General features: G+C 55.7%; 24 protein-coding genes. 13 read left to right on the top strand and 11 right to left on the bottom strand.

Going from position 1 to position 26,513, the window contains the following annotated elements:
- Positions 1-136: 136 nt before the first annotated feature.
- The 5 genes from JQR90_RS14175 to pncB all read left to right on the top strand — a co-directional run bounded on the left by JQR90_RS14175 (position 137) and on the right by pncB (position 5,111).
- Positions 137-820, top strand: a complete 684-nt coding sequence (locus JQR90_RS14175) for a response regulator transcription factor (protein WP_010795291.1) — start codon at positions 137-139, stop codon at positions 818-820.
- Positions 810-2,105, top strand: coding sequence for a sensor histidine kinase (locus JQR90_RS14170; RefSeq protein ID WP_010795290.1), 1,296 nt, complete (start codon positions 810-812; stop codon positions 2,103-2,105). The genes JQR90_RS14175 and JQR90_RS14170 overlap by 11 nt, the downstream gene beginning before the upstream one ends.
- A 79-nt stretch (positions 2,106-2,184) precedes the next feature.
- The gene (locus JQR90_RS14165) at positions 2,185-2,865 is read left to right on the top strand and encodes a class I SAM-dependent methyltransferase (protein ID WP_010795289.1); all 681 of its coding nucleotides are present in this window, start codon (positions 2,185-2,187) and stop codon (positions 2,863-2,865) included.
- Between the two features lie 2 nt (positions 2,866-2,867).
- Entirely contained in the window at positions 2,868-3,593 is a 726-nt protein-coding gene (locus tag JQR90_RS14160; protein ID WP_010795288.1) for a lipopolysaccharide kinase InaA family protein, read from the top strand.
- A 318-nt stretch (positions 3,594-3,911) separates the two neighbouring features.
- A complete protein-coding gene (pncB, locus tag JQR90_RS14155) occupies positions 3,912-5,111 on the top strand; it encodes a nicotinate phosphoribosyltransferase (RefSeq protein WP_010795286.1) in 1,200 nt (399 codons plus the stop codon).
- A 30-nt stretch (positions 5,112-5,141) separates the two neighbouring features.
- On the opposite strand, the gene JQR90_RS14150 is transcribed toward pncB, so the two are convergent.
- From JQR90_RS14150 to JQR90_RS14115, 8 genes are all read right to left on the bottom strand, one after another.
- Complete coding sequence (locus JQR90_RS14150) at positions 5,142-6,224, bottom strand: DUF1513 domain-containing protein (RefSeq protein WP_010795285.1); 1,083 nt, start codon at positions 6,222-6,224, stop codon at positions 5,142-5,144.
- 22 nt (positions 6,225-6,246) lie between these two features.
- Positions 6,247-7,311: an imelysin family protein gene (locus JQR90_RS14145; RefSeq protein WP_286790160.1), complete on the bottom strand. Its 1,065-nt coding sequence runs from the start codon at positions 7,309-7,311 to the stop codon at positions 6,247-6,249.
- A gap of 10 nt (positions 7,312-7,321) precedes the next feature.
- Positions 7,322-8,740 carry a di-heme oxidoredictase family protein gene (locus tag JQR90_RS14140; RefSeq protein ID WP_286790161.1) on the bottom strand — a complete coding sequence of 473 codons (1,419 nt, stop codon included), beginning with the start codon at positions 8,738-8,740 and terminating at the stop codon, positions 7,322-7,324.
- 102 nt (positions 8,741-8,842) lie between these two features.
- Complete coding sequence (locus tag JQR90_RS14135; protein WP_010795282.1) at positions 8,843-10,183, bottom strand: imelysin family protein; 1,341 nt, start codon at positions 10,181-10,183, stop codon at positions 8,843-8,845.
- 104 nt (positions 10,184-10,287) lie between these two features.
- Positions 10,288-12,354 carry a putative bifunctional diguanylate cyclase/phosphodiesterase gene (locus JQR90_RS14130; RefSeq protein ID WP_010795281.1) on the bottom strand — a complete coding sequence of 689 codons (2,067 nt, stop codon included), beginning with the start codon at positions 12,352-12,354 and terminating at the stop codon, positions 10,288-10,290.
- Positions 12,355-12,506: 152 nt separating this feature from the next.
- Positions 12,507-13,088, bottom strand: a complete 582-nt coding sequence (locus JQR90_RS14125) for a superoxide dismutase (protein ID WP_010795280.1) — start codon at positions 13,086-13,088, stop codon at positions 12,507-12,509.
- Between the two features lie 159 nt (positions 13,089-13,247).
- Positions 13,248-13,850, bottom strand: a complete 603-nt coding sequence (locus JQR90_RS14120; RefSeq protein WP_037029672.1) for a LysE/ArgO family amino acid transporter — start codon at positions 13,848-13,850, stop codon at positions 13,248-13,250.
- Position 13,851: 1 nt separating this feature from the next.
- The gene (locus JQR90_RS14115; RefSeq protein ID WP_010795278.1) at positions 13,852-14,250 is read right to left on the bottom strand and encodes an ACT domain-containing protein; all 399 of its coding nucleotides are present in this window, start codon (positions 14,248-14,250) and stop codon (positions 13,852-13,854) included.
- Positions 14,251-14,337: 87 nt separating this feature from the next.
- Between JQR90_RS14115 and JQR90_RS14110 the strand changes: the two genes are divergently transcribed.
- The 3 genes from JQR90_RS14110 to JQR90_RS14100 all read left to right on the top strand — a co-directional run bounded on the left by JQR90_RS14110 (position 14,338) and on the right by JQR90_RS14100 (position 17,206).
- Positions 14,338-15,228 carry a LysR family transcriptional regulator ArgP gene (locus tag JQR90_RS14110; protein WP_010795277.1) on the top strand — a complete coding sequence of 297 codons (891 nt, stop codon included), beginning with the start codon at positions 14,338-14,340 and terminating at the stop codon, positions 15,226-15,228.
- Positions 15,229-15,240: 12 nt separating this feature from the next.
- Entirely contained in the window at positions 15,241-16,194 is a 954-nt protein-coding gene (locus JQR90_RS14105; RefSeq protein WP_125887701.1) for an NAD-dependent epimerase/dehydratase family protein, read from the top strand.
- A gap of 100 nt (positions 16,195-16,294) precedes the next feature.
- Complete coding sequence (locus tag JQR90_RS14100) at positions 16,295-17,206, top strand: ATPase (RefSeq protein ID WP_434140074.1); 912 nt, start codon at positions 16,295-16,297, stop codon at positions 17,204-17,206.
- Between the two features lie 45 nt (positions 17,207-17,251).
- Here the strand turns inward: JQR90_RS14100 and JQR90_RS14095 are convergent, their stop codons facing one another.
- Genes JQR90_RS14095 through JQR90_RS14085 form a run of 3 tightly spaced genes read right to left on the bottom strand, consistent with a single transcriptional unit; the run spans position 17,252 to position 19,811 of the window.
- Positions 17,252-18,301: an alkene reductase gene (locus tag JQR90_RS14095; RefSeq protein WP_286790164.1), complete on the bottom strand. Its 1,050-nt coding sequence runs from the start codon at positions 18,299-18,301 to the stop codon at positions 17,252-17,254.
- Positions 18,302-18,322: 21 nt separating this feature from the next.
- On the bottom strand, positions 18,323-19,486 hold the full coding sequence (locus tag JQR90_RS14090; protein ID WP_074824730.1) for an MFS transporter: 1,164 nt from the start codon (positions 19,484-19,486) through the stop codon (positions 18,323-18,325).
- A 28-nt stretch (positions 19,487-19,514) separates the two neighbouring features.
- A complete protein-coding gene (locus JQR90_RS14085) occupies positions 19,515-19,811 on the bottom strand; it encodes an ArsR/SmtB family transcription factor (protein WP_010795272.1) in 297 nt (98 codons plus the stop codon).
- A gap of 361 nt (positions 19,812-20,172) precedes the next feature.
- Between JQR90_RS14085 and JQR90_RS14080 the strand changes: the two genes are divergently transcribed.
- The 5 genes from JQR90_RS14080 to JQR90_RS14060 all read left to right on the top strand — a co-directional run bounded on the left by JQR90_RS14080 (position 20,173) and on the right by JQR90_RS14060 (position 26,506).
- On the top strand, positions 20,173-20,853 hold the full coding sequence (locus tag JQR90_RS14080; RefSeq protein WP_010795270.1) for an OmpA family protein: 681 nt from the start codon (positions 20,173-20,175) through the stop codon (positions 20,851-20,853).
- A 272-nt stretch (positions 20,854-21,125) separates the two neighbouring features.
- The gene (locus JQR90_RS14075; RefSeq protein ID WP_230382121.1) at positions 21,126-23,192 is read left to right on the top strand and encodes an EAL domain-containing protein; all 2,067 of its coding nucleotides are present in this window, start codon (positions 21,126-21,128) and stop codon (positions 23,190-23,192) included.
- Positions 23,193-23,391: 199 nt separating this feature from the next.
- Complete coding sequence (locus JQR90_RS14070) at positions 23,392-23,976, top strand: YceI family protein (protein ID WP_010795268.1); 585 nt, start codon at positions 23,392-23,394, stop codon at positions 23,974-23,976.
- A 26-nt stretch (positions 23,977-24,002) separates the two neighbouring features.
- Entirely contained in the window at positions 24,003-25,163 is a 1,161-nt protein-coding gene (locus tag JQR90_RS14065) for a phospholipase D-like domain-containing protein (RefSeq protein WP_010795267.1), read from the top strand.
- Positions 25,164-25,228: 65 nt separating this feature from the next.
- Positions 25,229-26,506, top strand: a complete 1,278-nt coding sequence (locus JQR90_RS14060; RefSeq protein WP_010795266.1) for an acyltransferase family protein — start codon at positions 25,229-25,231, stop codon at positions 26,504-26,506.
- The last annotated feature ends 7 nt before the right edge of the window (positions 26,507-26,513 follow it).

Genomic DNA, 26,513 nt, shown 5'->3' with positions numbered 1-26,513 from the left:
AGGCAGTTTCTATCTGAGCAGATGAAACAGGGCGCTCCTGTACAGTGCGCTGTGCCTTGTCATGCCCAAGTGAATGGGTAGTGAAAAAAATGTTAAACAGGCCTGCTGCGACCGCGCGAGGCTATGAGGTGAGTTCATGCGTATTCTGGTGGTTGAAGATAACCGCGATATCTTGAGTAATCTGATGGATTACTTGAGTCTCAAGGGATATACAGTCGACTGTGCCCAGGATGGGCTCTCAGGCCTGCACTTGGCGGCAACCGAGCATTATGATCTGTTGATTCTCGATATCATGTTGCCGGGAATCGATGGGTACACGTTATGCCAGCGCTTGCGTGAGGATGCCCGGCGCGATACTCCGGTTATCATGCTAACGGCGCGAGATCAGCTGGATGACCGCCTCAAGGGGTTTCGCTCTGGCGCAGACGATTACCTGATCAAGCCTTTCGCCTTGTCGGAGTTGGCTGCTCGGATCGAAGCGGTGATGCGCAGGACGCGTGGAGGAGGCAGGCGGCAGCTCCAGGTGGCTGATCTTGTTTATGATCTCGACACGCTGGAAGTTAGCCGTGGGGGTAAATCGCTCAAGCTAAATCCCATCGGTCTCAAGCTGCTTGCGGCGCTCATGCAAAAAAGTCCGCATGTGATTCGGCGAGAAGTCCTGGAAGAGACGCTTTGGGGAGATGACTGCCCTGACAGCGATAGTCTGCGCAGTCATATTCACCAGCTCCGCCAAGTTATAGACAAACCCTTTGAAACGTCCTTGCTCCATACGGTACATGGTGTGGGCTACCGCCTGACGAATGATAGCAATGGAGTATAAGCAGAGCCTTTTACGCCGGATCATCATTGCATTTGTGCTGATGACCGTAGTGGTGGGTGGCCTGTTCTCCTTTGGTATTGTCGAGGTCGTACACCTGGTTGAAGAACAGCTGATCTCCGAAGACATGAGCAACGAGCTGAATCGCATGTTGCGACGAGACATGCGAAACGGTGGTCAGCCGGTACTGGATCCAGGCATGAAGCTCTACTACGCGCCGGAAAATGAGCCACAGTCATTGCCGCCGGATTTGGTGGGGCTCAAGCAGGGCTTCAGTGAGGTCAAGGAGGGCGGTCGGTACTACTATGCCTGGGTTCGGTTCCAGGATGGGCGGCACTACATCCTTTTGCAGGATCAAAGTGATTTTGAGCGACGGGAAAAGGCTCTTTACCGGGTCGTGCTCAAGGGGTTTTTGCTCAGTGTGGCGTTGTCAGGCCTTCTCGGCTGGTTGCTGGCACGCCGAGTCATTGCTCCGGTCAGTCGTCTGGCTCGTCAGGTTCGGCATCGTGACCAGATGCTGCTGATGGCTCCCCCGTTGGCTCCGGATTATGCCAATGATGAAGTAGGGGAATTGGCAGCGGCGTTTGACGATGCATTAGGTCAGTTGCGTGATGCGCTTACCCGAGAGCAGTTGTTCACCAGTGATGTGAGCCATGAGTTGCGAACACCACTGATGGTAATTGCCACATCATGTGAGTTGCTGGCCGAGGATCCAGGTCTTGGTCCTAGAGGTAAGGCGCAGCTACAGCGAATGGTGAGCGCTACTGAGGAAATGCGGGATCTGGTGCAAACCTTTCTCCAGTTGGCCAGGGCACAGCGCGACGGGGCGGTCATTGCGCCTCGCAGTTCGCTCAGAACGATTGCCGATGAGCTGGTGCTGCAGTGGCAGGGAGCAATCGAGGCCAAGGGGCTAACCTTGAGGTATGAACCTGGGGGTTATGAACATCAGCAGACCTACAACGCCCCATTCCTGCGGTCTGTCATGAGTAATCTGCTGCGTAACGCACTTCATTACACGGATGCGGGTGAAATTCGCCTGACGTTGGAGGAGGCTGCTTTTACGGTGGAAGACACGGGCAGCGGCATTCCTGAAGCTCAACATGATGAGGTCTTCAAGCCCTTTGTACGAGGTAGTGCAAGACGTGGCGAGGGGTTAGGGCTTGGCCTCTCACTGGTCCATCGTATCTGCCAGTTGCAGGGATGGAAGGTTGCATTGACTAATCGTCAGCCAAACGGCTGCTGTTTCCGGGTTGAGTTGGCATTGCCAGAAAGCGGCAAAAACGATTGACGTAATTTTCACATGACCTTGACCCTGATTTAACGGTGCGCTCCATAAGGTGGCTTCATCTGACTTATGGAGTGCCGCCATGAAATCCACGATTGAGCTTCCCTTCTCCGAGAAATATGACCGCGCGCATGCCGAGCAGTACTTCAAGAAACACCAGGATGGCATGGCTCGCCGCTTGTCTCATTGGCGAGATGAGCAACTTGCCCGCCGCGCCCTGAGGTTGGCGGGACAGCCCAATTTAGTCCTGGATCTACCATGCGGCGCCGGTCGTTTCTGGCCGCTACTCGCGGAAAAACAGAATCGGGTCATTATTGGTGCTGATAACTCAGCGGATATGTTGGCCGTCGCATGTGCCTCCCAGCCCAAAGAAGTAGTTCAGCGTGTGCGTACCTTGCAAACATCCGCTTTTGCTATCGATCTTCCTGATAACGCAGTGGACAGCATTTTCTGCATGCGCCTGGTGCATCACATTGCTGATAGCGCAGACCGCTTGGAAATGTTTAAGGAATTCAATCGTGTAACACGCGATACAGTCATTCTGTCATTATGGGTGGACGGTAACTTCAAGGCATGGCGCCGCAAGCAGCTAGAAGCCAAGCGGCAGCTCCGCAACAAAAGTACGGGTTATCAAAATCGCATTGTTCTAAATGCCGAGCAGGTCGAGCACGAATTCGTACAGGCTGGTTTCAAAGTCGAAAAGCATCTTGATTTCTTGCCGCATTACTCAATGTGGCGTGTTTATGTTTTAAGAAAGGTTTGATTATGTCCGATATGTCTTTCCCATTGGGTACAACGTCGTCCAAGGGTACAGAGCGTTCCTTTGAAAACTGGTGGGGCATGTCGGGAGAGTGGGTCGAGGCGCCTAACGAGCGGCGGGGTGGAGAAAGCGGCGTCCAACGTATCCAGATCAATGACGGTACCATTGCCTATGCCAAACGTCAGGTAGGGCATATCTATCGGAGTCTGCGTCATCCGTTTGGGCGGCCAACAGCCCTGCGTGAGCGAGATGCCTTGACCTCTATCGCCGCGCTGGGCGTGGGCGTACCGGAGCTCTTGTTTTGCGAGGCTCGACGGGATGAGCAAGGCTGGCGTGCGCTGCTGGTAAGTGCCGAACTCGATGGGTATATCTCGCTGGAAGACTGGTACGCCAGCGGTGCCCAGACGCGGTATGACCAGGCGACCCGCGATATATTCCTGAAACAACTCGGCGCTATGCTGGCTCGGCTGCATAAGGCGCGCTGGCAGCATGGTTGCCTGTATGACAAGCATGTGTTCTTGCGCGTCCGTGAAACACTAGGCGAGGTTGAGTTCGATGTTGCATTACTGGATCTCGAAAAATGCCGCCGTCGTTTCTCAGCGCGTCGTGCCGCTCGGCGGGATCTTCTGCAACTTAAGCGCCATTCGTCGCTCAGTCATGCGGACTGGCAGGCCTTGGTCTACGGTTACCAAGCAGTATTTGGCAGGGTCATCAAAGGGTTGCAGCCATGAACTTAACAATCACAAGAACTTTGCTTTTAGTGGGTGCCCTCGGCGTTACAACAGTGGCGTTTTCGGCTTGGCACGAGCCGGGTGCAACGGTAGTCCAAGGGCATGAAGGAATCTCCTATTGCCAGACTCCGGCCAACGCACGAATGGTTAAAGCGGTTCCGTCCGATGAAAACCTCATGCTGTTCTTGTATGGGATGACCCAGCGCGCGGCAGGCGCTCATTGATATTTAACGCTGCGAAGTACGGGAAAAGGGTTTTTATTCATTCAGAGCTCGGGCATGCTGTGGATGTTTGATTTGATTACCTCGAGCGAAACCTATGGCTGATGGTATTTTTTCCCGGTGCAGCGTTCAAAGCCTTCTGGATACGGACTTTTATAAGCTCACTATGATGCAGGCTGTCCTGCATAACTATCCCAATGCGGAAGTCGAGTGGGCATTTAAATGCCGAAACAATGAAGATCTTCGACCCTACGAGGCCGAGATTCGCGCCGAGATCGAACGGCTTGCCGATATCAGTATCAGTGATGAGCAGTTGGCGTTCCTCGAGCGTATCCCTTTCATCAAGCCCGACTTTATCCGCTTTCTTCGCCTGTTCCGCTTCAATCCGCGCTATGTGCATATTGGTGTTGAGAACGGTGCGTTCAGCCTGCGCCTGCGAGGCCCGTGGCTGCATCTGATCCTTTTTGAAGTGCCGATCCTTGCGTTGATAAGCGAGGTGCGCAACCGCAATCGCTACCCTGAGCAGACCTTGGAGCAAGCCCGTGAGCAGCTCTATCGTAAATTTGAGTGGCTGAAGCAGGAAGCCAGTCCGGCCGAGTTGGCCGATTTCAAAATGGCGGACTTCGGGACGCGCAGACGCTTCTCGTTTCCGGTTCAGGAGATGGTGGTCAAGGCGCTGCGAGATGATTTTCCCGGGCGTTTCGTAGGGACCAGCAACGTGCATCTGGCCCTTAGCCTGGGCGTAACCCCCCTGGGTACCATGGCGCATGAGTGGTTCATGGCACACCAGCAACTAGGGCCAAGACTGATCGACAGTCAGATCGCTGCACTGGACTGCTGGGTGCGTGAATATCGTGGGCTTTTGGGTATTGCCCTGACCGACACTGTGACCATGGATGCCTTCCTTCGCGATTTCGATCTGTATTTTGCGAAGCTGTTCGACGGCCTGCGCCACGACTCTGGTGATCCACTGACATGGGCCGAAAAAGCGATCAGGCATTACGAAAGCCTGGGCATCGACCCGATGAACAAGACCTTAGTGTTCTCCGACTCGTTAAACTTAGAAAAGGCGCTGAATCTTTACCGTGCCTTGAAGGGCCGAATCAAGGTGAGCTTTGGTATAGGCACCAACTTCACGTGTGATTTGCCGGGCGTTGCGCCAATGAATATTGTGCTCAAAATGACATCCTGCAATGGTCAGCCCGTCGCCAAGATCTCTGATGTGCCTGGCAAAACCCAAAGTGAAGATCAGGATTTTGTTTATTACCTGAAGCACGTTTTTCGGGTTGCTTCCTGAGTTAAAGGCTTGATGGGTACGCAGTACTCATCAATGCAACAGCAAATGGTTATCCCACAGGCCGGAAGGCAGTTCGAGTGGCTTCATCACGATCTGTGTTTGTCTGCAGTCATAATGGCGGCAGCGGCCCTGACCTGAAGTCACGACAAACCCGCTTGCCGCTGCGCCTACGCCTGCACAATCTGGTAGAGGTGCGTCCAGCCGCAGCATGCCACTGTCCAGGTCCCAGATAAAAAAACGATTGCCTCGAGGGGCTGTCAGGGCAACCAGTCTCAATTCGTCATGTACTGCTACGCTTGCCGTGTATTGGACCATGGATTGACGCTGCGTCTCTGCCACCGGAAAGGCTTTGAAGGCTTCTCCGGGACGCTTGATTCCGAGCATGGCGGCTGCGTCGGTGGCTGCGCCCATATATTGCTGACAGGCCAGAATGGTGCCGTCCTTTGCAATGGCCAAGTGGCGAACGCTGTTCATCTGCAGGTCCAACGTCTCCTTGGAAAGGAGCTCACCTGAGCGGCTCATCAAGACCAGGCTGGGTTCCATGGCATCCAGGTTCATTTCTACCCGGCTTTCAGCCTCGGTGCGAATTCCCCCGTTGGCAACAACAAACGTCTCTCCATCCGGCATCCAGGCTACTTCATGGGGGCCCAGACCATGGGTGCTTAGCTCATGGGAGCGAATCAGAGCTCCATCACTGAAGCGATAGGCACTTAGCAGGCCACGGCCAGGGTCCGTCGTGTCGTTCTCGGTAGCGTAGAACCACGTGCCTTCTGCGTGGAAAACCCCGTGCCCATAGAAATGACGATTTGCAGGCGAGTCGAGCGTCTGGACAAGTTTTCCATCGCGCAGGTCGATTACATAGCTCTGCGTACCTGGGCGGCGAGCCACGAAGACAGCAAAGGGCTCGCTGGGGTGCGTGACGATGGCATGGCATCGTTGCGTAACCTCGGTAACGAAAACAGGCTTGCCGTTGAGGCGATAGCCCACGGCAAAGTGGCGGCCATCTACATCGTCGCGGGCAGAAAGCAGCAAGGGTTCCTGGGACCCTGACGTAAACGTCCAGCGACCCAGGCGTTGCAGGTTATGGAACAGACTACTCAACAGAGTGGACATGACGGATACCCAATGTCGTTACTCAATCACCATCGTTGGCGTTGAACCCTAACTGGATGCCAAGGGCTTTAGCCAGCTCGCCTTCATGCAGACGATGTACGGTATTGAGGCTGTCATAAAAGGCGTTCAGTTTGGCGACGCCCGCCTCGTTACTGAGCCAGGACTTCAGCGGCTGTTGTTGCAGCTCTGCCAGCTGTTTGCTGCTCTCGGCATAAGCGGTATCGATTTTATCAGCCAAGGGTTTTTGTTCCTTGGGCAACAAGGCACGTAGCCCTTTACCGTCTACGCCATTCCACAGCGCCTGGGCGCCAGCAAGGCTCGCGGCAATACTGAGAAGCGACGACTCGCTACGCCAGGCTTCAGCCTGGTACGGCTGTGGAATACCTTTGCTTTGTCTACCCAGCGGAACGCCCAGCTTTTTCTTCAGGCTGTCTAGCGCTGTGACCTGTACCCGCAAAAGGTCGGCAATAGCTTCCTGAGCATCGGCATAGCGTTGATTCGGAAATTTGGAGAGCTGCGCCAGCATGCCATCCGTATCCTTCCAGCGGGTAAGGATACGCTGTGCCAGTTCCTGCTGGTGCTCGGCAATGGCTGTCAGAAGCGGACAGTAGCGTGCCCTCTGTTCTGCATTAGCCAGTTCGATATTGCTGTCGAACAGAATGTATTCATACGCCGTCAGGCCCTGGACGACAACGCTGGCTTTGTCCAAGGTGGCCTTATCAACCTGAGGATTACTCTTGAGCAGCTGTTCCACCTGGCGGGCGACCAGGTTTTTCTTGTCGGGGTAGAACTGCACTTGCCAAGCCGTATTATTTTCGGCCAGCGGGCCGATCAACAGCGGTTGCAGTTCGGCCCAGGCCTTTTGTGCGTTGAAAAAGGCTTCACGAGCCTTGCCAAGCTCTTCCTTGCCGGAGCAGAAGGCTACGGCGCTGCTCGCCAATGCCCGATCGGTTTCCACCCAGCGAGCGTACGCCGGTAGCAGGACCTGCTCGGCCAGGGCGGCGCTGGTCTGGGCCTGTTGATTCTGTGGCGAGCAGGCACCGAGTGCCAGGGCAAGCCCGGTTAGCAAAAGCCGAGGGCGGAACATGCAACGCTCCTTATAGCGAATTCAGAAACTCAAGCAGGGCAGCACGCTCTTCGGCGTTGAGCCCCAATACGTTTTGCTTGGCCGACTCGGCTTCTCCGCCATGCCAGAGAATGGCTTCAAGCAGGTTGCGAGCACGACCATCATGTAAAAATTGCGTATGACCACTGACTTTTTGTGTCAGGCCTATTCCCCACAAGGGGGGAGTACGCCACTCACGACCACTGGCCAGAAATTCGGAGCGATTGTCGGCGAGTCCTTCGCCCATGTCATGCAATAAAAGATCGCTGTAGGGGTAAATGGTCTGATTGGCCAGTTCAGGGACCGCAGCGTTGGCAGCCGTCTGGAAGGTGGGTATATGACAGGCAGGACATCCCGATGCGTAAAACAGGGTCTTGCCTTGCAGCACGGAGGGCTTGTCGACTCCGCGTCTGACGGGAACCGCAAGGTTGCGCGTATAAAAGAGCACCATGCGGCGAATATTGTCGCTGACTTCCGGATCTCCCCCTTTGGGTGCCTGCTTGCAGGCTGTCTGAGCCTCTGTGCAATCGTCATTGGGGATCAGGCTGGTCGTCAGACCCATGTCGCCGGAAAACGCCGTGGCGTTCTGTTGGTCAAGTGTGGGCTGGCCTGCCTTCCAGCCGAAGCGGCCCAGCATGGTCTTCTGCTCCGCAAAGCTCCAGACCCAGTTGGCTCGTCCAGAAATACCATCCCTGTTGTCATCATTGGGGTCAGTATTCTTGAGGATTTCACTTTCCGATATGGCTTCCAGAAGGCCCAGACCAATCATGGGTGGCGCTACACGCGCAGAGAACTGGGCTTGTGGATGAAACGGACCGTACCCGAGATTTTCTATGTGCAGCGTAGGTTTTCGCAGGGTGATGACGGTGCCGTCCTTGAGTGTGACCGGTACGTCCGCGTAATCGAACCTGACCTTGCCCTCTGGCGGTACGCCAGGAATGGCATTGTCCTGTAGCTGTCCGCCATAGGTGGGTTCGGGTACAACGCCCAGTCTTTTCAGGGTCTCCTGATCCTGCGGTCCGCCGGGTATGGATAGTCTGACCAACATGGTGAAGGCGTTGGTTACGTGCGGGCCCGGGGGATGACCACGTCCGTCGCTCAGGTGGCAGCTCTGACAGGCGTTGATATTGAACAACGGCCCCAGACCATCTCGCGCTGTTGTGGAGGAGGGCGCGATGACCCAGGGATTGCGAAAAAAACTGTTACCTACGCTGAAATCCAGACGCTGAACGGGCGTCAGGTTGTTGGAGGGAAACGAAAAGGCATTGGCGCTCTGGTCATTGACGCTGGTTGTACCCGCCGACAAGGCCTCGCCCGGTTCTGCGTGGGTAAAGTGCGGTGAGTCATCACAGGCACTGAGAAGCGAGACGAGAAGCGCCAGGGGGGCCAAACGAAGGGGAGCTAGTGTCATCAGAGCCAAACGGTACCGTTAAATGATCGACCTGAACGTATCGAAGCCACGGCAGGTAGGGCCTGCCGTGGCTTCGTAAAAACGCCGTGCCCTTGGGGCGGATCAGAATTCGTGATCGGCGTTATCGGGCTTCAGATCTTGGATGCCCAGCTTGGCCGCGGCCTGTTCGATGGCGCCGGTCTGCTTGACCAGGGCCTGAATGGCGTCACGGATCTTTTGCTGGTCGGCGGTGTTGTCCGGAGCGATCATCTGGTCGTAATGAACACCGTCCTTCTCGGCACGATCAACAATGGCCTGCATCTTGGCCTGGGTATCGTCGAGATCAGCCTTGAGCGTGGCATCGGCTTGCGGGTCAGCCTTGGCAACCAGTTCGGAAAGGCTTGGGCCTTTCACTTCTGTACCGTCGATACGCTTGTACTGACCCAGATAAACATTGCGAATGCCCAGTGCATCGTAATAAAGGGTGTGATGGGTATCGTCGCTGAAGCAGTCATGCTCGTCTTCAGTCGAGTTAGCTTCTAGAGATACCTTCATACGCTCGCCGGCCAGTTCTCCCAGCGACAGACTGCCCATGCCAAACAGCATCTTGCGAATACCGGAGTCTGCACTTTCCTGTTCTAGCGTCGCGCGGTAGTTATCAGGTACGCCCGGCTTCCACTGACCAGCCATGTACTCAAGGTCGTTAACCAGGAGATCAGTTACCGCTTTCAGGTACGCGCGACGGCGATCGCAGTGACCACCCGTGCAGCCATCCCCTGCAAGATAATCCGTTGCGGGGCGGTTGCCTGCACCGGGGCCTGTCCCGTTAAGGTCCTGACCCCACAGCAGAAATTCGATTGCATGGTAACCCGTCGCCACGTTGGCTTCCGAGCCGGCCAGCTCATTCAGACTGGCCAGCTTTTCACCAGTAATGTCCTTGACGTCAACCTTGTCTTCACCAATCTGAATCTCTTCGTTGGCAATGATGTTGGCAGTAGCAGCCGGGTTACCGGTCGCATGTTGATAATCGGATGCAACATAGTCGATCAGGCCTTCATCCAGAGGCCATGCGTTGAGCTGACCTTCCCAGTCATCCACAACAGGGTTGCCAAAGCGGAAGGCTTCTGACTGGGAATAGGGCGTGCGCGCTGCCATCCAGGCCTCTCGAGCCGCTTTTAGTGTGGCGTCGGAAGGGGAGGCCAGGAAGGCATCGACGGCTTTCTGCAGATTCTGACCCGCTGTAAAGGCGTCGCTGAACACAGCCTCGGCAATGTCAGCGTAATTCTTGATCACGGCCTTGGCCGCGGCTTCATCCGGTTTCGCCGCCTGTGACGTTGTCGCTGAGGTGGCTGCAGGGGCTGCTGCTTGATTGGCGGGTGCCTGTTCTTTCTTGTCGTCACCACAGCCTGCCAGGGAAATGGCGATAGCGAGGAGGCTTACGCTCGCCCAGTGCATACGGGTCATTCCGGAATCCTTTTCTAAAATAGGGTGCTCATTACATGAGCCTGGAGAAAAGCCGGATAATAATGCGAAAGATTTTCATTTTTGAAAACCCTTTTCGCCAGGGGTCAGTGCTTTACTGGCATAACCCGTGAAATGGGCAGACCTTGAGTACGCGCCTCGATAACCGCGGGGATCTGATCAGCGGGGATTGGCTTGCTGTAGAAATAACCCTGACCCTCGTCACAGCCTTGCTCCACAATGTAGGCCTCCTGCAGGTCGGTTTCCACACCTTCCGCGATAAGCTCTTTGTTGAGGCTTTTGCCTAGTTGGATGATGGCGCGTACCAGGGGGGCGTCGTCTTTTTCGTCGCTCAGATCCTGCACGAAACTCTTGTCGATTTTGATTTTGTCCAGAGGCAGTCGCTTCAGATAAGCCAGAGAGCTATAACCGGTGCCGAAATCATCCAGTGCTATCAGCGCGCCGACTTCCCTGAGACGACGCAGCGTTTGCACGGCAGTGTCCACATCTTCCATCAGTGCCGTTTCAGTAACCTCAAGCTCCAGCCGCTTGGGCGGAATCCCGTGGCGTAACAGGAGCGATTGTATAAACGCAGGCAGATTTTCCTGTTGTAGCTGCACAGCCGACAGATTGATGGCCATGCGCAGGGAGGTGTAACCGCTTGCGTACCAGGTATGCAGTTGACTGCAGGCCTGCTCAAGCACCCATTCTCCGAGAGCTACGATGCTGCCAGTGCGCTCGGCCAGGGGAATGAATACATCGGGTGGAATGAATCCGTGGACAGGATGATTCCAGCGCAATAGGGCTTCCACTCCACTAATCCGTTGGCTCGCATAGTCAATCTGAGGTTGGTAGACCAGATAAAGCTCCTGGCGTCTCAGGGCTTCACGAAGGTCCTTTGCCAACCCGCGCCTGAAGCGGATGTCCTGATCTACACTGGCCACGTAGAACTTGTAGCCGCTATGACCCTGGGTTTTTACCAGGGCCATCGTCTGCTCGGCACGCTGCATCAACTGGTCGGCGGTCTGGCCATCCTCCGGGTATAGCGTGATGCCGATCGAAGCGCTCAGGTGGGCTTGATACTGTTCGACACTGAATGGCGAATCGAGTGCATCCAGAGCAGCATGGGCCAGTTCAGCGGCTTCGTCGGGTTGCCTGATCAGTTTGATGAGCGCAAAGCGATCCCCTCCCAGCCGCCCAAAACCGTCTACTCCCGGGCAGCCCGCCCGCAGCCGGGTTACCAGTTTGAGCAGAAGCCTGTCGCCTACCTGATAACCGTATTGCTCGTTAATGCTTTTGAAATCATCAAGGCCCAGGCACAGCACGGCTACGCTCAGGTTTTGTCGATCCGCCTCGGAAAGGGTCCACTCAAGCTGACCATGAAAGGCTTGTCGATTGGAAAGGCCGGTCAGCAGGTCATGCTGACTGATCCGTTGAAGGTTGCTGATGGCCTCTTCACGAAGCGCTGTGTTTTGCTCGATCGAGGCAAGTAGCTGGTTGGCAGTGTTTATCCAGCGGCCCAGTTCGTTCTGCTCATGTCCTTTGAGGAGGGGGAGAGGTTTGTGGCCTGGCAGACCGGGTTTGATCGCCGCCAGATGGTTGAGCAGTCGGGAAAGGGGGCGCGTCAGAATCCAGTGATAGACCAGATAAAGCGCCAGCACCAGAATCAGGACGCGAACCAGTAACGAGACGAGAATAAAGGCTGAGTTCTTTAAAAATTTCTGCCCGTAAGGGGCTGTGTCCACAGCGATGCGCAAGTCGCCATAATACTCCTCAACCGGTGGCTCGCCTGTAAGACGGATGCTGAAGCGCTGCTCTTTGTCAAAGAGCCTATCAGTAAGCAGGCGTGTCGAGCCGCTGAGCAGTGGGCGAGCGTGCTCTGATAAGGGCTGCTCGCCGGGAGTGCCAATGTAAGCTTCACGAATGGAGGGATGCTTGAATAAGCCACGGGTAACATGTTCGGCCATGGTGTCATCCAGGCGATACATGGCCTGGGTGGCAGGGTCCCTGAACATGGACAGCGTCTGGCGTGCGTCCGTCTGAATCTGATCACGTACCTGTCTGGCCTCATAGGCAATCTGTACGATGCCTAACAGCAGTCCGACGAGCAAGGCCGTTGGTAATGCTACAAGCAGCAGCTTCAACGACAGGCTATGCCGAATGCTCAGTTTCACTCCGTGCTCCTTTCCATGGATGGCTTTGCCATCCTATGTCTACTACAGGATGAAATGTGTAATAACCGAGTCTAGCTGTCTCTTCGCAAAAGTAGGCATGACTTAAAAACAAAACCCGGCGAAAAGCCGGGTTTTGTCGAGAGATACCAGGATCAGGCGGCGAAGTTTTTCGCTACGAAGTCCCAGTTCACCGTATTCCAGAAGGACTCGAGGTACTTTGGACGCAGGTTGCGATAATCGATGTAGTAGGCATGTTCCCACACGTCGATGGTCAGCAAGGGCTTATCACCCGAAGTGATGGGGTTGCCAGCACCGATGGTGCTGGCCAGCGCCAGGGAACCATCCGCCTTCTTGACCAGCCAGGCCCAGCCGGAACCAAATGTGCCGATGGCCGTCTTGGTCAGCTCTTCCTTGAATTTGTCAAAGGAACCAAATGCCGTTGCGATGGCATCTGCCAGGGCGCCCGTAGGCTGGCCGCCACCGTTAGGCGTCATGCAGTTCCAGTAGAACGTGTGGTTCCATACCTGGGCAGCGTTGTTGAAGATCGCGCCAGAGGACGTCTTGATGATGTCTTCCAGGCTTTTGCCTTCGTACTCAGTGCCGGGCACCAGGTTGTTCAGTGCGGTGACATAGGTCTGGTGGTGCTTGCCGTGATGGAACTCCAGCGTCTCGGCGGAAATATGCGGCTCGAGGGCGTTCTTCTCATAGGGCAGCGGCGGCAATTCGAAAGCCATGGTTATCTCTCCATAATGTTTCGTCAGGGCATTGCACGGCAATGGTCGACCGATCAGGCGCCGGCCTAACCTGCGGTAAGGCATTAGGCTCAATACCGCGGCGGGGGATCATAGCACTCGCTTCGTTAGCTCGCCATGTAACAAACCCGACAGAAGGTCTTATGGCTTGTAAAGGATGAGCTGTATGGCCGTGATCAGCATGACGGTTCCAATCGCCATATCGATCATGCGCCATACGCGCGGTCGGGTCAGGTAGGGTGCCAGCTGCGCCGAGCCGATTGCCAATGTGAAGAACCAGAGAGCAGACGCGCAGCCTGCACCGACCGTAAAAGCCAGTGGTGCCGGCTGCTGGTTACCTAACGCTCCGAGAACCAGAACGGTATCCAGATAGACATGGGGATTGAGTAGCGTAACGGCTAGCGCAATGCCCAGCGTCTTGCCCAATGAGCGGGGTGCCGCCGCTGCGCTATGCAGTGACTGTGACGTAAGTGCTCGTCTGTAGGCACAGATGCTGTAATAGAGCAAAAAGATAATACCAGCCCATTTGAAGACGCCCATCAGCCAGGCATCCCCGGCCAGTAAGGTGGCCAGGCCAAACACGCCAATGGTTACCAGGCTGATATCGAAGAACAGACAAAGCGCGGCCACAGGCAGGTGATGTTCCCTGCGCAATCCTTGGGCAAGGATGAATGTGTTCTGCGCACCGATGGCTATGATCAGACCGCCCATGGTCATGAGTCCTGTCAGATAGCTCTGCCACATCTTATTGGCCCGCCAGCGTGAGTAGGGCAGCCATGGCGCGTGCTTGGTCCGCCTCTGCGACGAAGAGGTGATCATGGTAAAAGCCGGCGACTACATTGCAGCTGATGCCCTGCTGTGCCAAGGCGTTCGAAAACGCGGCAGTCAAACCAACAGCCTCCAGTGCGGAGTGAACGTTCAGGGTAATCCAGGCAGCTACATAGTTATAGGAGAGCGCTAAGCGGTCAGCATCTTGCCTGGTCAGTACAACGGTCAGGCCTTCCTGCTCCCTGAAGGTTGCCAGGGGGATTACGTCCTGTGGCAACGTCTGTTCATGCAACGAGCAAAACACGTATTGGCCTGGATTGAGCACAGGCTGCATCTGGCTCAGCAGAAGCGAAAGATCATGAATGGCGTGAGACATCAGTGTTCTCCAGAAAGGGATGGCCAGTCTGGAGAGAAAGCCTGTATAAGAAAAACAAATAGTGCTGATCAGTCATTAGGAAAACTGATGTTTGATTATAAACTTTTGGCTGCGCTCGCCGCTGTCGTAGAGCAGGGCGGTTTTGAGCGCGCGGCACATGTACTGGGATTGTCCCAGTCTGCGGTCTCACAGCGAATCAAGCTGCTGGAGGCCCGCATTGGACAGCCTGTCATTGTGCGTACATCACCACCCACCTCTACTGATGTAGGGCAAAGGCTTCTAAACCATGTTCAGCAGGTGCGATTGCTTGAACGCGACCTCCATGGTCAGGTGCCGGGGCTTGATGAAGCCAGGACGGTGGAGCGTTTGCGGGTCGCCATCAATGCCGACAGTCTGGCTACCTGGTGGGCGGCCAGTATCGGCCCCTTCTGTACCAGACAGGGGATCCTGCTGGATCTGGTTGTCGAGGATCAGGAGGTGGGACTCAAGCGTATGCAGGCCGGGGAGGTAGCCGCCTGCGTCTGTGCCAGTGCACGTCCGGTCGCCGGTGCCCGGGCGGTATTGCTGGGCGCCATGCGTTACCGGGCAGTCGCCAGCCCCGCCTTTCATGCACATTACTTGTCCGAGGACGTAACGGCTGAGCGCCTCGCTCAGGTGCCTGCAGTCGTCTATGGGCCGGATGATCAGCTTCAGCATCATTTCCTGGCACGGCTGGGCTTTACTGGTCATTTCGATCATCATCTATGTCCTTCTTCGGAGGGCTTCGTGAAAATGGTCGCCAACGGGCTTGGCTGGGGGTTGCTTCCCGAGCTGCAAACCCAGGCGGAGCGCGAGCGAGGCGAATTAATTGATCTGGTGCCGGGGCAGGTGATCGATGTGCCGCTGTACTGGCATTCCTGGCGTAACGGTGGTGATTTGCTGACGGCCTTGACTCGACATCTGGAGAGCCAGGCAGCCTGTTGGCTGGTAGCGACTTGACGGGGAGATCTGATGCGAATTCTGGTGACGGGCGCGAGTGACTACATTGGTGCACGCCTCGCCCTGGATCTATTGGCGGACAAGCATTTGGTGCGTATTCACGGTCAGCCGGGAGCTATGCTCGATGCCTTGGTAAAGCAGGGCGCTGAATATATCCCGGGGACCCTGACCGACACGGAGCAGGCGCGGCGCCTGTGTGATGATATCGATGCCGTTGCACATTGTACCGATGGCGTAGGCGATCTTTCGGCGCAGGCCATGGACGCCAGTTTTTCCTTTATCGAGGCCTGCCTGCATATGCGGGTCTCGCGCCTGGTCTATCTATCTTCCAGCCATGTTTACGAAGCGGGAGGGGAGGCGCTCAAGGAGGATGCCGTACCTGCCAAGCCGCGGACAGTCGAGGCGCAGCGGCGCTTGCAGATCGAGCGCCTGGTTTTTACAGCAGCAGAGTTCGGGTTGGACGTCATTGTGTTGCGCCCTGCGCAGATTATTGGGCTGCCCGATAACGCTTGGGCGCCAAAGCTTGTTCAGCTCAACCGTCAAAAACGTTTGCGTCAATTGGGTAACGGTCTCAATCGCTGGGACTTCACTAGCATGAACAGCCTTTGCACAGCCTTGGGTGTTGCACTTATGACCGAGCACCCAGACGCGCTGAACAAGGCTTTCAACTTGAGCGAGGGGCAATCTCAGCCGGTATGGGACGTGGTGAATTATCTGATGCGCCGTCTGAAGCTTCCGGTTCTGGGGCAGGCCACGGCTCGCATTCAGCCAAAGGTTCTGCTGCAAGATATGCTTGCTGCAATCAAATCCGCCAGAAAAGAACGTGAACCCGATCCTCTGCACCTGATGGATCGCAATTTTACACTGGATATCAATCGGGCCCGCGATATCCTGGGTTTTCAACCCCAGACCACGGTCTGGAAAGCTTTGGATGAATATATTGAAAACCGCTCCGCAAGGCGATAACGCCAGACTGCCAGCGCTGTGATGGCATTTGTATACTAGCTTTTTGAGAGCAAGCCCCGTGCCTGTCGGCTCATGCTTTTTTCACCAATGAAGGTCCGCCATGCGAAACGATTCATTTGATGAACTCGACAATGTACCCAGCCTGACGCCTGACAAGGACCTTAGCGAAGACTTTGGGCGTGCCAGCCACGGTCGGCATCATCGCCATGCGCCTGTGGAACAGGGGCGGGAAGTCGAGGCCCATGTCGCGGCTAATCCCCAAGAGCCATTACGGGCTTCGCGTGGAGCCAAACCGGCCCGCGTTCCGAGCACAGGTCCTCTATGGGCATTGATTGCGGCCATGATCATTGCGTTGGCGGGGCTGGGTTGGTGGAGCCATCAGCAAATTCAGCTCATGCAGGAGCAGGTCGTCGCGACCCAGGAGAACTTTGCACGAATCAGTGAAGAAGCTGCGGGTCGGCTTCAGGATATCTCGGGCAAGCTGGTTGCCAGCGAGTCAAGCGGGACGTCCAGTCGTGAGTCCTTGTTGTTGCGGCTGAAGAATATCGAGACCAAGGTAGCAGACGTGGCCCGCCAGCAACAGGCAGCGGTGGATGCGCAAAGTGCCCTGGACAAGCGAATCGACCAGCTGGCTGCTGACATCAAGACGCAGCAGGGCAACGCTTCAGATCTGAATGGCCGTATAACGGCGTTGGCTGATGAGCAGGCTGTCCTGAAAGCGGCGCAAGGGGATTTGAAACGCTTCAGTGATCAGATCGATTCGCTCACGGCGCAAAACAAGAGTTTGCAGGCAGATATCGCCGCGCTCAAGAAACGGGGCGACCCTTCTGGCGCTATCGAAAACCTGCAGCAGGATCTTCTTGTACTGCGCAGTGAGCTGGACTCACGTAGCAACAACAGTGGACCGGATTCCGCTTCGTTCGATGCGTTCAGGGCCCAGACCGTGCGCAATATCAGTACGATTCAGACCCAGCTGCAGAACCTTCAGCAGCAGATTAACACCCGCCGCTGACATTCTTCAGACATGAAAAGCCCCGCCAGAGCGGGGCTTTTTTTATTACAGCCGGGGGTAGTCGATATAACCTACAGGGCCAGGCACGTAAAAGGTTTCCGGGTGAGGCTCGTTCAACATGGCCTGACGGGCAAAGCGCTCCGGCAGGTCAGGGTTGGCTATAAACGGAACACCAAACGCCACAGCGTCGGCGGTTCCACTTTCCAGCCAGGCATTGGCGCTGTCATGGGTGAAGCGTTCATTGGCGATAAAAACGCCGCCAAAAGCGTCCTTAAGTTGTGGACTAAGGCTGTCATCAGCTTCAGCCTCACGGGCGCAGATAAAGGCAATGCCGCGCTTGCCCAGCTCACGGGCCAGATAGCCGAAGGTCTCGGCCGGATTTTCGTCGCCCATGTCATGCAGGTCACACCGAGGCGAAAGGTGAACGCCTACACGATCGGCGCCCCAGACATCGATACAGGCATCGGTCACTTCAAGCATCAGGCGAGCCCGGTTTTCAATGGAGCCACCATATTGATCGGTACGCTGGTTGGTGCTGGTTTGCAGGAACTGGTCCAGCAGATAACCATTGGCCCCGTGAACTTCTACGCCATCGAAACCCGCTTTTCTGGCGTTCTCGGCACCCTTGCGGTAAGCCTCGACGATACTGGCAATCTCTTCGGTTTCCAAAGCACGCGGGATGACGTATTCCTGCTTGGGACGGACCAGGCTCACATGACCGTTGGCGGCGATGGCGCTTGGAGCCACCGGCTTTTCGCCCTGGAGGTAAAGCGGTGCGGAAATACGACCTACGTGCCAGAGTTGCAGCATGATGCGACCGCCTGACTTGTGCACGGCTGAAGTGATCTTTTTCCAGCCCTCCACTTGTTCGTCGGACCAGATGCCCGGGGTATTTGGATAACCCACGCCCATTGGATCGACGGAGGTGGCCTCGCTTAAAATCAGACCAGCCGACGCACGCTGCGCGTAGTACTCGGCCATAAGGTCGGTAGGGACGCGATTATCATCTGCGCGACAACGGGTCAGCGGTGCCATAACGAAGCGGTTCGGCAATTCCAGTGCGCCGATTTTGATCGGATCAAACAGGTTGGGCATGGTAACGACTCCGTAGGTGAATCATTGGCTGACAGCCAAGCCGCTTTTCCGGGCATGGCTAAAGGTCAACAGGGTCAGAATCAAGGCAATCAGGGCCAGTCCCCCGGCAGCCAGCGGAACGCTGGTCAGGCCCAGTCCATGGGCGATAACGCTTCCTCCCACCCAGGCGCCCAGCGCGTTGCCGACGTTGAAAGCGCCAATGTTCAAGGTGGAAACGAGGTTGGGTGCGTCCTTGCCAAAGGTGACCACGTTGATTTGAAGTGCGGGAACCGCTGCAAAGGCGCAAGCTGCCCACAGGAACAGGGTGATCTCGGTAGCGACCATGCTATGACTGGTCCAGGCCAAAAGGGATGACACGACGGCCATCGCGATGAAGATACCTATGAGCGTTGTGGACAGACGCCAGTCTGCAAGGCGTCCACCCAGGATGTTGCCGAGGGTAAGGCCTACACCGATCAATAGCAGCGTGCTGGTTACGCCATACTCTGACAGACCTGTTACATCAGTAAGCAGCGGTGTGATGTAGGTGAAGAGGGCAAACATCGAGGCAGAGAACATCACTGTCATCGAGAGGGACAGCCAGAAACCGGCCCCCTTCAGCGCCGCCAATTCACGGCGCAGGTCGGTTTTTTCCTGTGGCGCCTTGCCGGGCAGAACAAGCCAGAGACCTGCCAGCGCGAGGACACCGATGAGGGATACGGCCGCAAAGGTTGAACGCCAACCGGTTGCCTGTCCTAGTGCTGTACCTAGCGGTACGCCAAGAACGTTCGCCAGCGTAAGGCCTGTGAACATGAGCGCGACGGCAGAGGCTCGGCGGTTCGCTGGCACCAGACTGGCCGCTACCACCGAGCCGATACCAAAGAATGCGCCGTGGCAGAGCGCCGTGATGACGCGAGCCAGCATCAGGACGTTGTAGTCTCCGGCTAAGGCGCAGAGCACATTGCCAATGATAAAGATGCCCATCAGCACGAGCAGGGCCATCTTGCGTGGCCAGTTGGCCGTCACCATCGCCATGAAGGGCGCACCGATTGCAACACCTAATGCATACCCACTGACGAGCCAGCCAGCTGATGGGATGCTGACATGAAGGTCATTAGCTACATTGGGCAAAAGCCCCATGATCACAAACTCGGTGGTGCCGATGGCAAAGGCGCTAAGCGCCAGCACTAACAATGAAGCGGGCATCGCATCTCTCTATGGTAAGGCGGAAAAATCAGAGCTCTCGGCCCAGCTGCTCGACGAAGGCATTGATCACTGCTTCGTTACGCTTGTAGAAGACCCATTGGCCAACACGCCGGGTTGTAACGAGGCCGGCACGCTGAAGCGTGGCTAGATGAGCCGAGACTGTGGATTGGGAAAGTCCCGTTTTCTGATCGATAAGGCCTGCGCACACGCCAATCTCCAACGGGTGGTCCTGTTGGATGAAGTGTTTTTCCGGTTCACGCAGCCAGGCCAGAATGTCTCGTCGGACGGGGCTGGCTATCGCCTTGATCAGATCATCGATATCCATAATGTTCACATATCGGTTTATCGGGATAAGGCGAACCTTATATCGAAATGACACGATATACAATGTTGTTTAGCTACCTAATGTCTGATGCAGATACGCTGATTGTTCAAGAAGGTGCGTCGGCATCTGGTCGTACACTACCGTTTAGCGGTTTCGTCCAGAGAGGGGCACGTTTATCGACTAGTCTTGTGCGGTCGTTCAGCCGTTTCGCTGAAGCGAATTGATTATTCGTCCTGATACCGGTAAACCGCTCTTTCGCCATGGGTTCATTAGGACTTTCATGCGAAAGCATGACTGCTCATGGCTATTCTTTCTGTGAAAAGAGCTGTTTTCACAGGTCCGTTAGAAGTTGGAGAAGTTCATGGCGTCTATGAAGCGTCCTTTGATTCTGGCACTGGCCGGTGCGCTACTTGCAGGGTGTGCATCCAGTAATCCTTACGAAAACCAGGGCGGTAGTGGCGGATCCCGTACCGCGACCTATGGCGGCCTGGGCGCATTGGCGGGTGCTGTCGCCGGCGCAGCCATTGATCATAACCATCGCGGCAAGGGCGCTTTGATTGGCGCAGCGGCGGTAGGCGCAGCGGCAGCGGGCTATGGTTACTATGCGGATCGTCAGGAAGCCGAGCTGCGTCGTCAAATGCAGAACACTGGCGTAGAAGTACAGCGCCAGGGTGATGACATCAAGCTGATCATGCCGGGCAACATCACGTTTGCAACGGATTCGGCCGATATCGCTGGCAATTTCTACAAGCCGTTGAACGATCTGGCGACATCCTTTAAGCAGTTCGATCAGAACAGTGTCGAAATTGTGGGCTATACCGATAGTACAGGTAGCCGTGCGCACAACATGGATCTGTCCAATCGACGTGCCCAGAGTGTAGCGAACTACCTCGTCGCTCAGGGTGTCGATGCTTCACGTGTTAGTACGCGTGGTGCCGGGCCGGACCAACCGATCGCGACCAATGCGACCGCTGATGGTCGTGCTCAGAACCGTCGTGTCGAGGTCAATCTAAGGCCGTTGCCTGGTGCAGTGACCCAGTAAGTGCACCCTCCGTGATGCTACCGTTTAGCGGAATCTGGTAGCGTCACGGTTTGGTCAAGAAAATGGCGCTGTATTTTTGTTGTTCTGGATAATAACCTTATCGCCAAACCTCGGTTCTATTAGTGGCATGCAGTAGAGCCTTGCCGAGTGCTCGAAGGGAGGAGTTGTATTCAGTGCAGTACGAACTGAAAGGAGGCGACACGGAAAGTCCAGTTCCTAGTATCAATCAGGGGCCTGTACTGCTCGTTGTCGATGACCGGGTAGAAAACCTCATGGCCATGCAGGCACTGCTTGAAATAGAGGACTGGCGTGTCTTGACCGCCAACTCGGGTGAGCGTGCCTTGAGATACTTGCTCGATGAGCCTATAGATCTCGTACTGCTGGATGTGCAAATGCCCATCATGGACGGCTTCGAAGTCGCTCGGATGATACGCGGCAATCTGCGCACCCGCTTTACACCAATCATATTCGTCTCTGCCGAGGCTCACTCTTACGAGGCTGTTCTACGAGGCTATGCTACCGGTGCGGTGGATTACCTGCTCAAGCCGGTCGATCCCAACATTCTACGGCACAAGGTGCGCTCCCTTCTCGAACATGAGCGCAATCGTCGCGAACTCCTGCAGCTGAGTCAGCAGCTGGAGCTTGCCAAGGCATTTAGTGACTCCCTGCTCGATAATGCGGCGGAAGGCATTCTGGTCGTTAATGAGCATGGCCTGATCACATTTGCCAATGCGGCGATTGCCCGCATGCTCAAGCGTCATATCAGCGATCTCGTGAATTCCGAGTTCATGGCTCACTTGAGCAATCCTGATCTAGGGGATAGCTGGGCCGACTCGACGTTCATGGAGCACTATGAAAGACGTGAAACCTATCGCCTGCATGATGCCAGTCTGTGCACATCCCGAGGCGGCATATTGCCGGTGACTCTTTCCTGTGCGCCTCTGCCGCGGATGCAGCGCGCCATGGTGATGATTGCACTCGACATGTCCATGATGCGCGAGCTGCAGGATCAACTGGAATCGCAGGCGGTTACCGATGCCTTGACCGGTTTGCTCAACCGGCGGGGCTTCAACCAGACCCTGGAGGCAGCACTGGCTCGTACGGGGCGTAACGGCAAGCGCATGGCCGTTCTCTACATTGATCTGGATGGCTTCAAGAAGGTGAACGACTCGCTTGGTCATGAGGCTGGCGACCGTGTGTTGTGCATGATTGCCGAACAGCTCAAAACCTGTATGCGTCCTTACGATGTACTGGCGCGTATGGGCGGTGACGAATTCACCGCGTTGCTTGATACCTTGGATCATCCCGAGGATGCCGCCCGGGTCGCCGAAAAGCTGCTTGAGCTGATGACCAAAACGCACACTGTTGACGGTGTAGAGGTCAGCTTGGGCGCAAGCATCGGGATCGCGAGCTATCCCGAGTGTGGTCATAGTGTCGACGGATTGCTGCGCTCGGCCGATATCGCCATGTATGAAGCCAAGCGAGGTGGCCGCCAGCAATACCGCTTCTTCTCACCGGAGATGAATGGCCGTGCACGCTCGCGCCTCATGTTGGAGGAGAGCGTCCGCAATGCCATCGATAACAAGGATTTCGTGCTGGCTTATCAGCCTCAGGTATACCTGAAAAACGGCAAGCTGCGCGGCTTTGAGGCCTTGTTGCGGTGGGAGCACAACGTGGCGGGCAAGGTTTCACCGAACGTCTTTATCCCGCTGCTGGAAGAGACTCGGCTGATCAATCGCATCGGTGATTGGATCTTTCGCGAAGGCGCTATGAAGCTGCAAAGCCTGTCCGAAGTCTACGGCAACGGGCTTTTGCTGAGCATCAATTTGAGTCCTGTCCAGTTCGGCATGCCGCAGTTGGCTGAAAGCCTTCGGCAGATCATCGACAGTTATGGTTTGCGACCCGATCAGCTCGAGATTGAGGTAACCGAGACGGCTCTGATGCATGACATTGATTACACCCGTGCTCAACTGGCACAACTGCGCGCGCTTGGTGTTCGAACAGCCGTGGATGATTTTGGTACGGGGTATTCTTCACTGGCCTACCTGCGTCACTTCGAGCTCGATACCTTGAAGATCGACCAGTTGTTCATTGCCAATATGCTCGACTCGCCACGTGATGCTGCAATCGTCAGCACTATTCTTGAGTTGGGACGTAACCTGGGGCTTGAGGTGGTGGCAGAAGGTGTCGAAACACTTGAGCAGCGGGAGTGGCTGCTTGAGCACGGCTGCGAGATCATGCAGGGCTTTCTGGTTTCCAAGCCGCTCAATTCCGATGTGACCCAGCATTTTCCTGATCGCGTGGACTGGAGCAGTCGTCGTCCCGACTACCCGCTATAGAAGTGTCCTTGCTCACACTCCTCATGTGGGCAGGGAACTCGCCGTTGTGATGGGTGCCGTATAAGCCATACCGTGATTGGATCAGGTCCGGTCGGGTCTATCGCTGCTCAGTCTGTTGGATAGAAGGCGCTCGCAAGAGGCTCATGTCAATACTGTGCGGCAAGGTCCTGGTGAGCCGGACAAACTCTCAGGAGAGCTCATGCGCGCATTTATCCTAGCCCTCACAGTGGCCTTCAGTCCTTTTGTCTTCGCGGATTGGCAGGTTGAGTCAAGCTACTCTCGTGTCAGCTTTGTAACCGTGAAGCGCGGCAACATGGCTGACGTTCAATTTTTTTCCACCGTAACGGGCGTGATCGATCAGCATGGTAGTGCTCGATTGGCGCTTCCATACGAGTCACTGGACAACACCCTGGCGCTACAAACCGAGCGGATGAGAGAAACTCTGTTCAAGGCAGATCAGTATCCGGAAGCGGTCATTACCAGTCAGATCGATCTGCCTACCTGGGAGCAAATGCCGGTAGGAAGCATTCGCCAGGAAAAGCTGGACTTCGAGCTTGAAATCAACGGCCAGAAGCAGCGCTTGAAAGCGGATGTTTCGGTTACCCGAATCGGGGAAACATTGGTTCAGGTCAGTACTTTGCAGCCGGTGTTGATCAAGGCGATTGACTTCAGCCTGTTGGAAGGGCTGGACAAGCTCAAGGAAATTGCCAGTGTCCCCTCGATTACACCTGAGGTGCCCGTTTCTGTGCTGTTAACCCTTCGCCACGTGCCTACCCCTACCTGAGTGGCGGGCTTTTCAGGAGCGTCATCATGCCAGGTGCGGTGTATCCATGGCGCGAACAAAATGAATATGAGCTGCTGGTTGATGGCGGGTGTTTTTTTCCTGCCATGCTGGAAGCCATATCCAAAGCCCGGTATAGCATCGACATCGAACTCTATCTGGTAGAAAAGGGCTCGTGTGCAACTGCCCTGATGGAGGCCTTGATTGAGGCGGCGCATCGGGGAATACAGGTGCGTTGTCTTTTCGATGGTTTTGGTACGCTCAAGATGGACGACATGCACCGGACCCAGTTGAGCGAAGCGGGCGGTCAGGTGCGTATCTATAATCCGGTAGGTCTCTGGCGTGGCTGGCGCAACCTATACCGTGACCATCGCAAGCTCCTGATTGTGGACGAGTCGCAGGCCTTTGTGGGTGGAAGCGGGGCAACCAATGACTTCTGGACGCCAGGGGAGGAGCTTTGCCAGTGGCATGAAGTGATGGTGAGCATGCGCGGGCCGTTGGTGTCCGACTGGATGAGCTTGTTCCAGCGCCAATGGCAAGCCTGCCATCAGCGGCATGCTTGGAAGCCTGAGGCCAGCCGTGGTCGTATTCTGGTTCCAAGACCGCCGCAGGCAACTTCGGGTCTTGGGCGGGTGGCCTATGCTGATGCTCGCCAGCATCGGGACATTGTACTGTCCCTGGTTCGAGCCCTGATTGTTGCCAAGAAGCGTATCTGGTTTGCTACGCCATATTTTCTACCGTCGTGGCGGGTCAGGCGAGCCTTGCGCAAGGCCGCTCAGCGAGGCGTCGACGTGAGGCTGATTCTGACGGGCCGGCATACGGATAATCCCCCCGTCCGTTTTGCCGGGCAGCGCTATTATCCGCGCTTGCTCCGGGCAGGCGTGAAGATCTATGAATATCAGCCGCGGTTTTCCCACCTCAAGATGGTTCAGGTCGATGACTGGGTCAGCGTAGGCTCATGCAATTTTGATTACTGGAATCTTCGGTTCAACCTTGACGCCAACCTGGAAGCCATTGACCCGACGCTGAGTCAGGCCGTCAGTGAGTGCTTTCTAGCGGACTTCCAGCAAAGCCGCGAAATCACGCTAAAGGATTGGCGCAACCGCCCTTGGTGGAAACGCCTGCGTGAGCGTCTCTGGGGTACGCTGGACCGTCTGGTGCTGACCGTTCTGAGCAAGCGTAAGTCTTGAGTAAAGCAAGCCTTGCATTTTTTTAAGGCGATACACTACGCGCCTTGCAGTAAGGAGTGAGCGTAATGCTCAAAATAGAAAAACAACGATTCATTGGGCTTGAGTGGCTTCGCTTCCTGATGGGTCTTTATGTGGTCATCTACCACACCATTCATTTTTATCCCGAACGCAAAACCGTTCCGTTGCTGGACGAACTGACCAGTATGGGTTTTTTTGCGACCAGTACCTTCTTTGTTCTGTCCGGGTTCTTGCTGGCGCACGTCTATCTCACTGATAATCAGATGCGAGAGCCTGCCAGGAGTTTCTGGGTTAAGCGATTCTCCAATCTGTATCCGATTCATATATTCGCGCTGCTGTTTTCCATAGTCGTCGTAACCTGGATCGGCTTCATGGCCATACCGCCTGATGGAGCCAAGGCCAGCGTCCGGTTCGTGGTTTACGACACCAACGAGGTGCTGGCCCGAACCAATCCGGAACTGTTCCAGCACTACATGACCAATCTGGAGCTTGCATTCAATGGGCTGCTGCAGATTACGATGCTGCAGGCCTGGAATCCCTACTACCTCACCTTCAATGCGCCGCTCTGGTCCATTTCGGCGTTATTCTTTTTCTATCTGGTCTTTCCCTATGCGGCGCCGCGCCTGATGCGTGCGCGCAACAAATGGGGTGTGCTTGCCATCATAGGCCTGTGCTACCTGATTCCTCCTGTTCTGGTGATCTGGAGCCAGGATTACGGCATGCCGTATACCGGTTTGCTGCAACGAGTCCCATTGCTGCGCCTGCCGGAGTTTCTGGCTGGCATCGTGGCGTATGGCCTCTTCCGTCAGCAAAGTGAGCGAGGCGCGCAGCCAAGCCGGGCCATCCGCCTGGTGATGACCGGCTATCTGCTATTGAGTTTTGCAGTGGCCACCGCGCTGTTTACCCATGGTCCCAAACTCTGGTACTTCCTTCTTCATAACGGTCTGTTACTGCCGTCTCAATTGATACTGGTCTATCTCAGCGCATTGGCGCAGGAACCAAAGAGCGAATGGCTTAAACACTGGTCGCCCCGGCTGGGTGCGGCATCACTGTCCATGTTCGCACTGCATGTGCCATTGTCAGGACTGTTCATGACGCTCGAGAAATGGATTATGGGTGACTTCCCGTTGTGCTTTAGCAACTGGAGCGCGTGTATCGAGGCTGCCGGTCACGTAGAGAACGCCATTGAGGTTTACGGACTCTTCCTGCTGTTTGTGATTTTCATCTGTGTGATTTTCCAGGAGCAGGCCGTGGCACCTACCCGGCGATGGTTGATCAGGCATTTGTTGCCCAAGGTAGAAAAGACCAGGCAACTGCCTACATAGCGCACAG

The organism is Pseudomonas sp. JZ114 (genome assembly GCF_051027705.1).
GTDB lineage: Bacteria > Pseudomonadota > Gammaproteobacteria > Pseudomonadales > Pseudomonadaceae > Chryseomonas > Chryseomonas luteola.
This window is presented reverse-complemented; position numbering and strand designations above follow the sequence as displayed.

What these genes read in the sequence shown, in the direction of transcription:
- JQR90_RS14110 (WP_010795277.1), top strand. Translation starts at nt 14,338, where the DNA reads ATGTTTGATTATAAACTTTTGGCTGCGCTCGCCGCTGTCGTAGAGCAG.
- JQR90_RS14170 (WP_010795290.1), top strand. Translation starts at nt 810, where the DNA reads ATGGAGTATAAGCAGAGCCTTTTACGCCGGATCATCATTGCATTTGTG.
- JQR90_RS14100 (WP_434140074.1), top strand. Translation starts at nt 16,295, where the DNA reads ATGCGAAACGATTCATTTGATGAACTCGACAATGTACCCAGCCTGACG.
- JQR90_RS14160 (WP_010795288.1), top strand. Translation starts at nt 2,868, where the DNA reads ATGTCCGATATGTCTTTCCCATTGGGTACAACGTCGTCCAAGGGTACA.
- pncB (WP_010795286.1), top strand. Translation starts at nt 3,912, where the DNA reads ATGGCTGATGGTATTTTTTCCCGGTGCAGCGTTCAAAGCCTTCTGGAT.
- JQR90_RS14145 (WP_286790160.1), bottom strand. Translation starts at nt 7,311, where the DNA reads ATGTTCCGCCCTCGGCTTTTGCTAACCGGGCTTGCCCTGGCACTCGGT.
- JQR90_RS14105 (WP_125887701.1), top strand. Translation starts at nt 15,241, where the DNA reads ATGCGAATTCTGGTGACGGGCGCGAGTGACTACATTGGTGCACGCCTC.
- JQR90_RS14080 (WP_010795270.1), top strand. Translation starts at nt 20,173, where the DNA reads ATGGCGTCTATGAAGCGTCCTTTGATTCTGGCACTGGCCGGTGCGCTA.
- JQR90_RS14065 (WP_010795267.1), top strand. Translation starts at nt 24,003, where the DNA reads ATGCCAGGTGCGGTGTATCCATGGCGCGAACAAAATGAATATGAGCTG.
- JQR90_RS14060 (WP_010795266.1), top strand. Translation starts at nt 25,229, where the DNA reads ATGCTCAAAATAGAAAAACAACGATTCATTGGGCTTGAGTGGCTTCGC.
- JQR90_RS14085 (WP_010795272.1), bottom strand. Translation starts at nt 19,811, where the DNA reads ATGGATATCGATGATCTGATCAAGGCGATAGCCAGCCCCGTCCGACGA.
- JQR90_RS14165 (WP_010795289.1), top strand. Translation starts at nt 2,185, where the DNA reads ATGAAATCCACGATTGAGCTTCCCTTCTCCGAGAAATATGACCGCGCG.
- JQR90_RS14135 (WP_010795282.1), bottom strand. Translation starts at nt 10,183, where the DNA reads ATGACCCGTATGCACTGGGCGAGCGTAAGCCTCCTCGCTATCGCCATT.
- JQR90_RS14175 (WP_010795291.1), top strand. Translation starts at nt 137, where the DNA reads ATGCGTATTCTGGTGGTTGAAGATAACCGCGATATCTTGAGTAATCTG.
- JQR90_RS14090 (WP_074824730.1), bottom strand. Translation starts at nt 19,486, where the DNA reads ATGCCCGCTTCATTGTTAGTGCTGGCGCTTAGCGCCTTTGCCATCGGC.
- JQR90_RS14140 (WP_286790161.1), bottom strand. Translation starts at nt 8,740, where the DNA reads ATGACACTAGCTCCCCTTCGTTTGGCCCCCCTGGCGCTTCTCGTCTCG.
- JQR90_RS14120 (WP_037029672.1), bottom strand. Translation starts at nt 13,850, where the DNA reads ATGTGGCAGAGCTATCTGACAGGACTCATGACCATGGGCGGTCTGATC.
- JQR90_RS14125 (WP_010795280.1), bottom strand. Translation starts at nt 13,088, where the DNA reads ATGGCTTTCGAATTGCCGCCGCTGCCCTATGAGAAGAACGCCCTCGAG.
- JQR90_RS14075 (WP_230382121.1), top strand. Translation starts at nt 21,126, where the DNA reads ATGGCCATGCAGGCACTGCTTGAAATAGAGGACTGGCGTGTCTTGACC.
- JQR90_RS14095 (WP_286790164.1), bottom strand. Translation starts at nt 18,301, where the DNA reads ATGCCCAACCTGTTTGATCCGATCAAAATCGGCGCACTGGAATTGCCG.
- JQR90_RS14115 (WP_010795278.1), bottom strand. Translation starts at nt 14,250, where the DNA reads ATGTCTCACGCCATTCATGATCTTTCGCTTCTGCTGAGCCAGATGCAG.
- JQR90_RS14070 (WP_010795268.1), top strand. Translation starts at nt 23,392, where the DNA reads ATGCGCGCATTTATCCTAGCCCTCACAGTGGCCTTCAGTCCTTTTGTC.
- JQR90_RS14150 (WP_010795285.1), bottom strand. Translation starts at nt 6,224, where the DNA reads ATGTCCACTCTGTTGAGTAGTCTGTTCCATAACCTGCAACGCCTGGGT.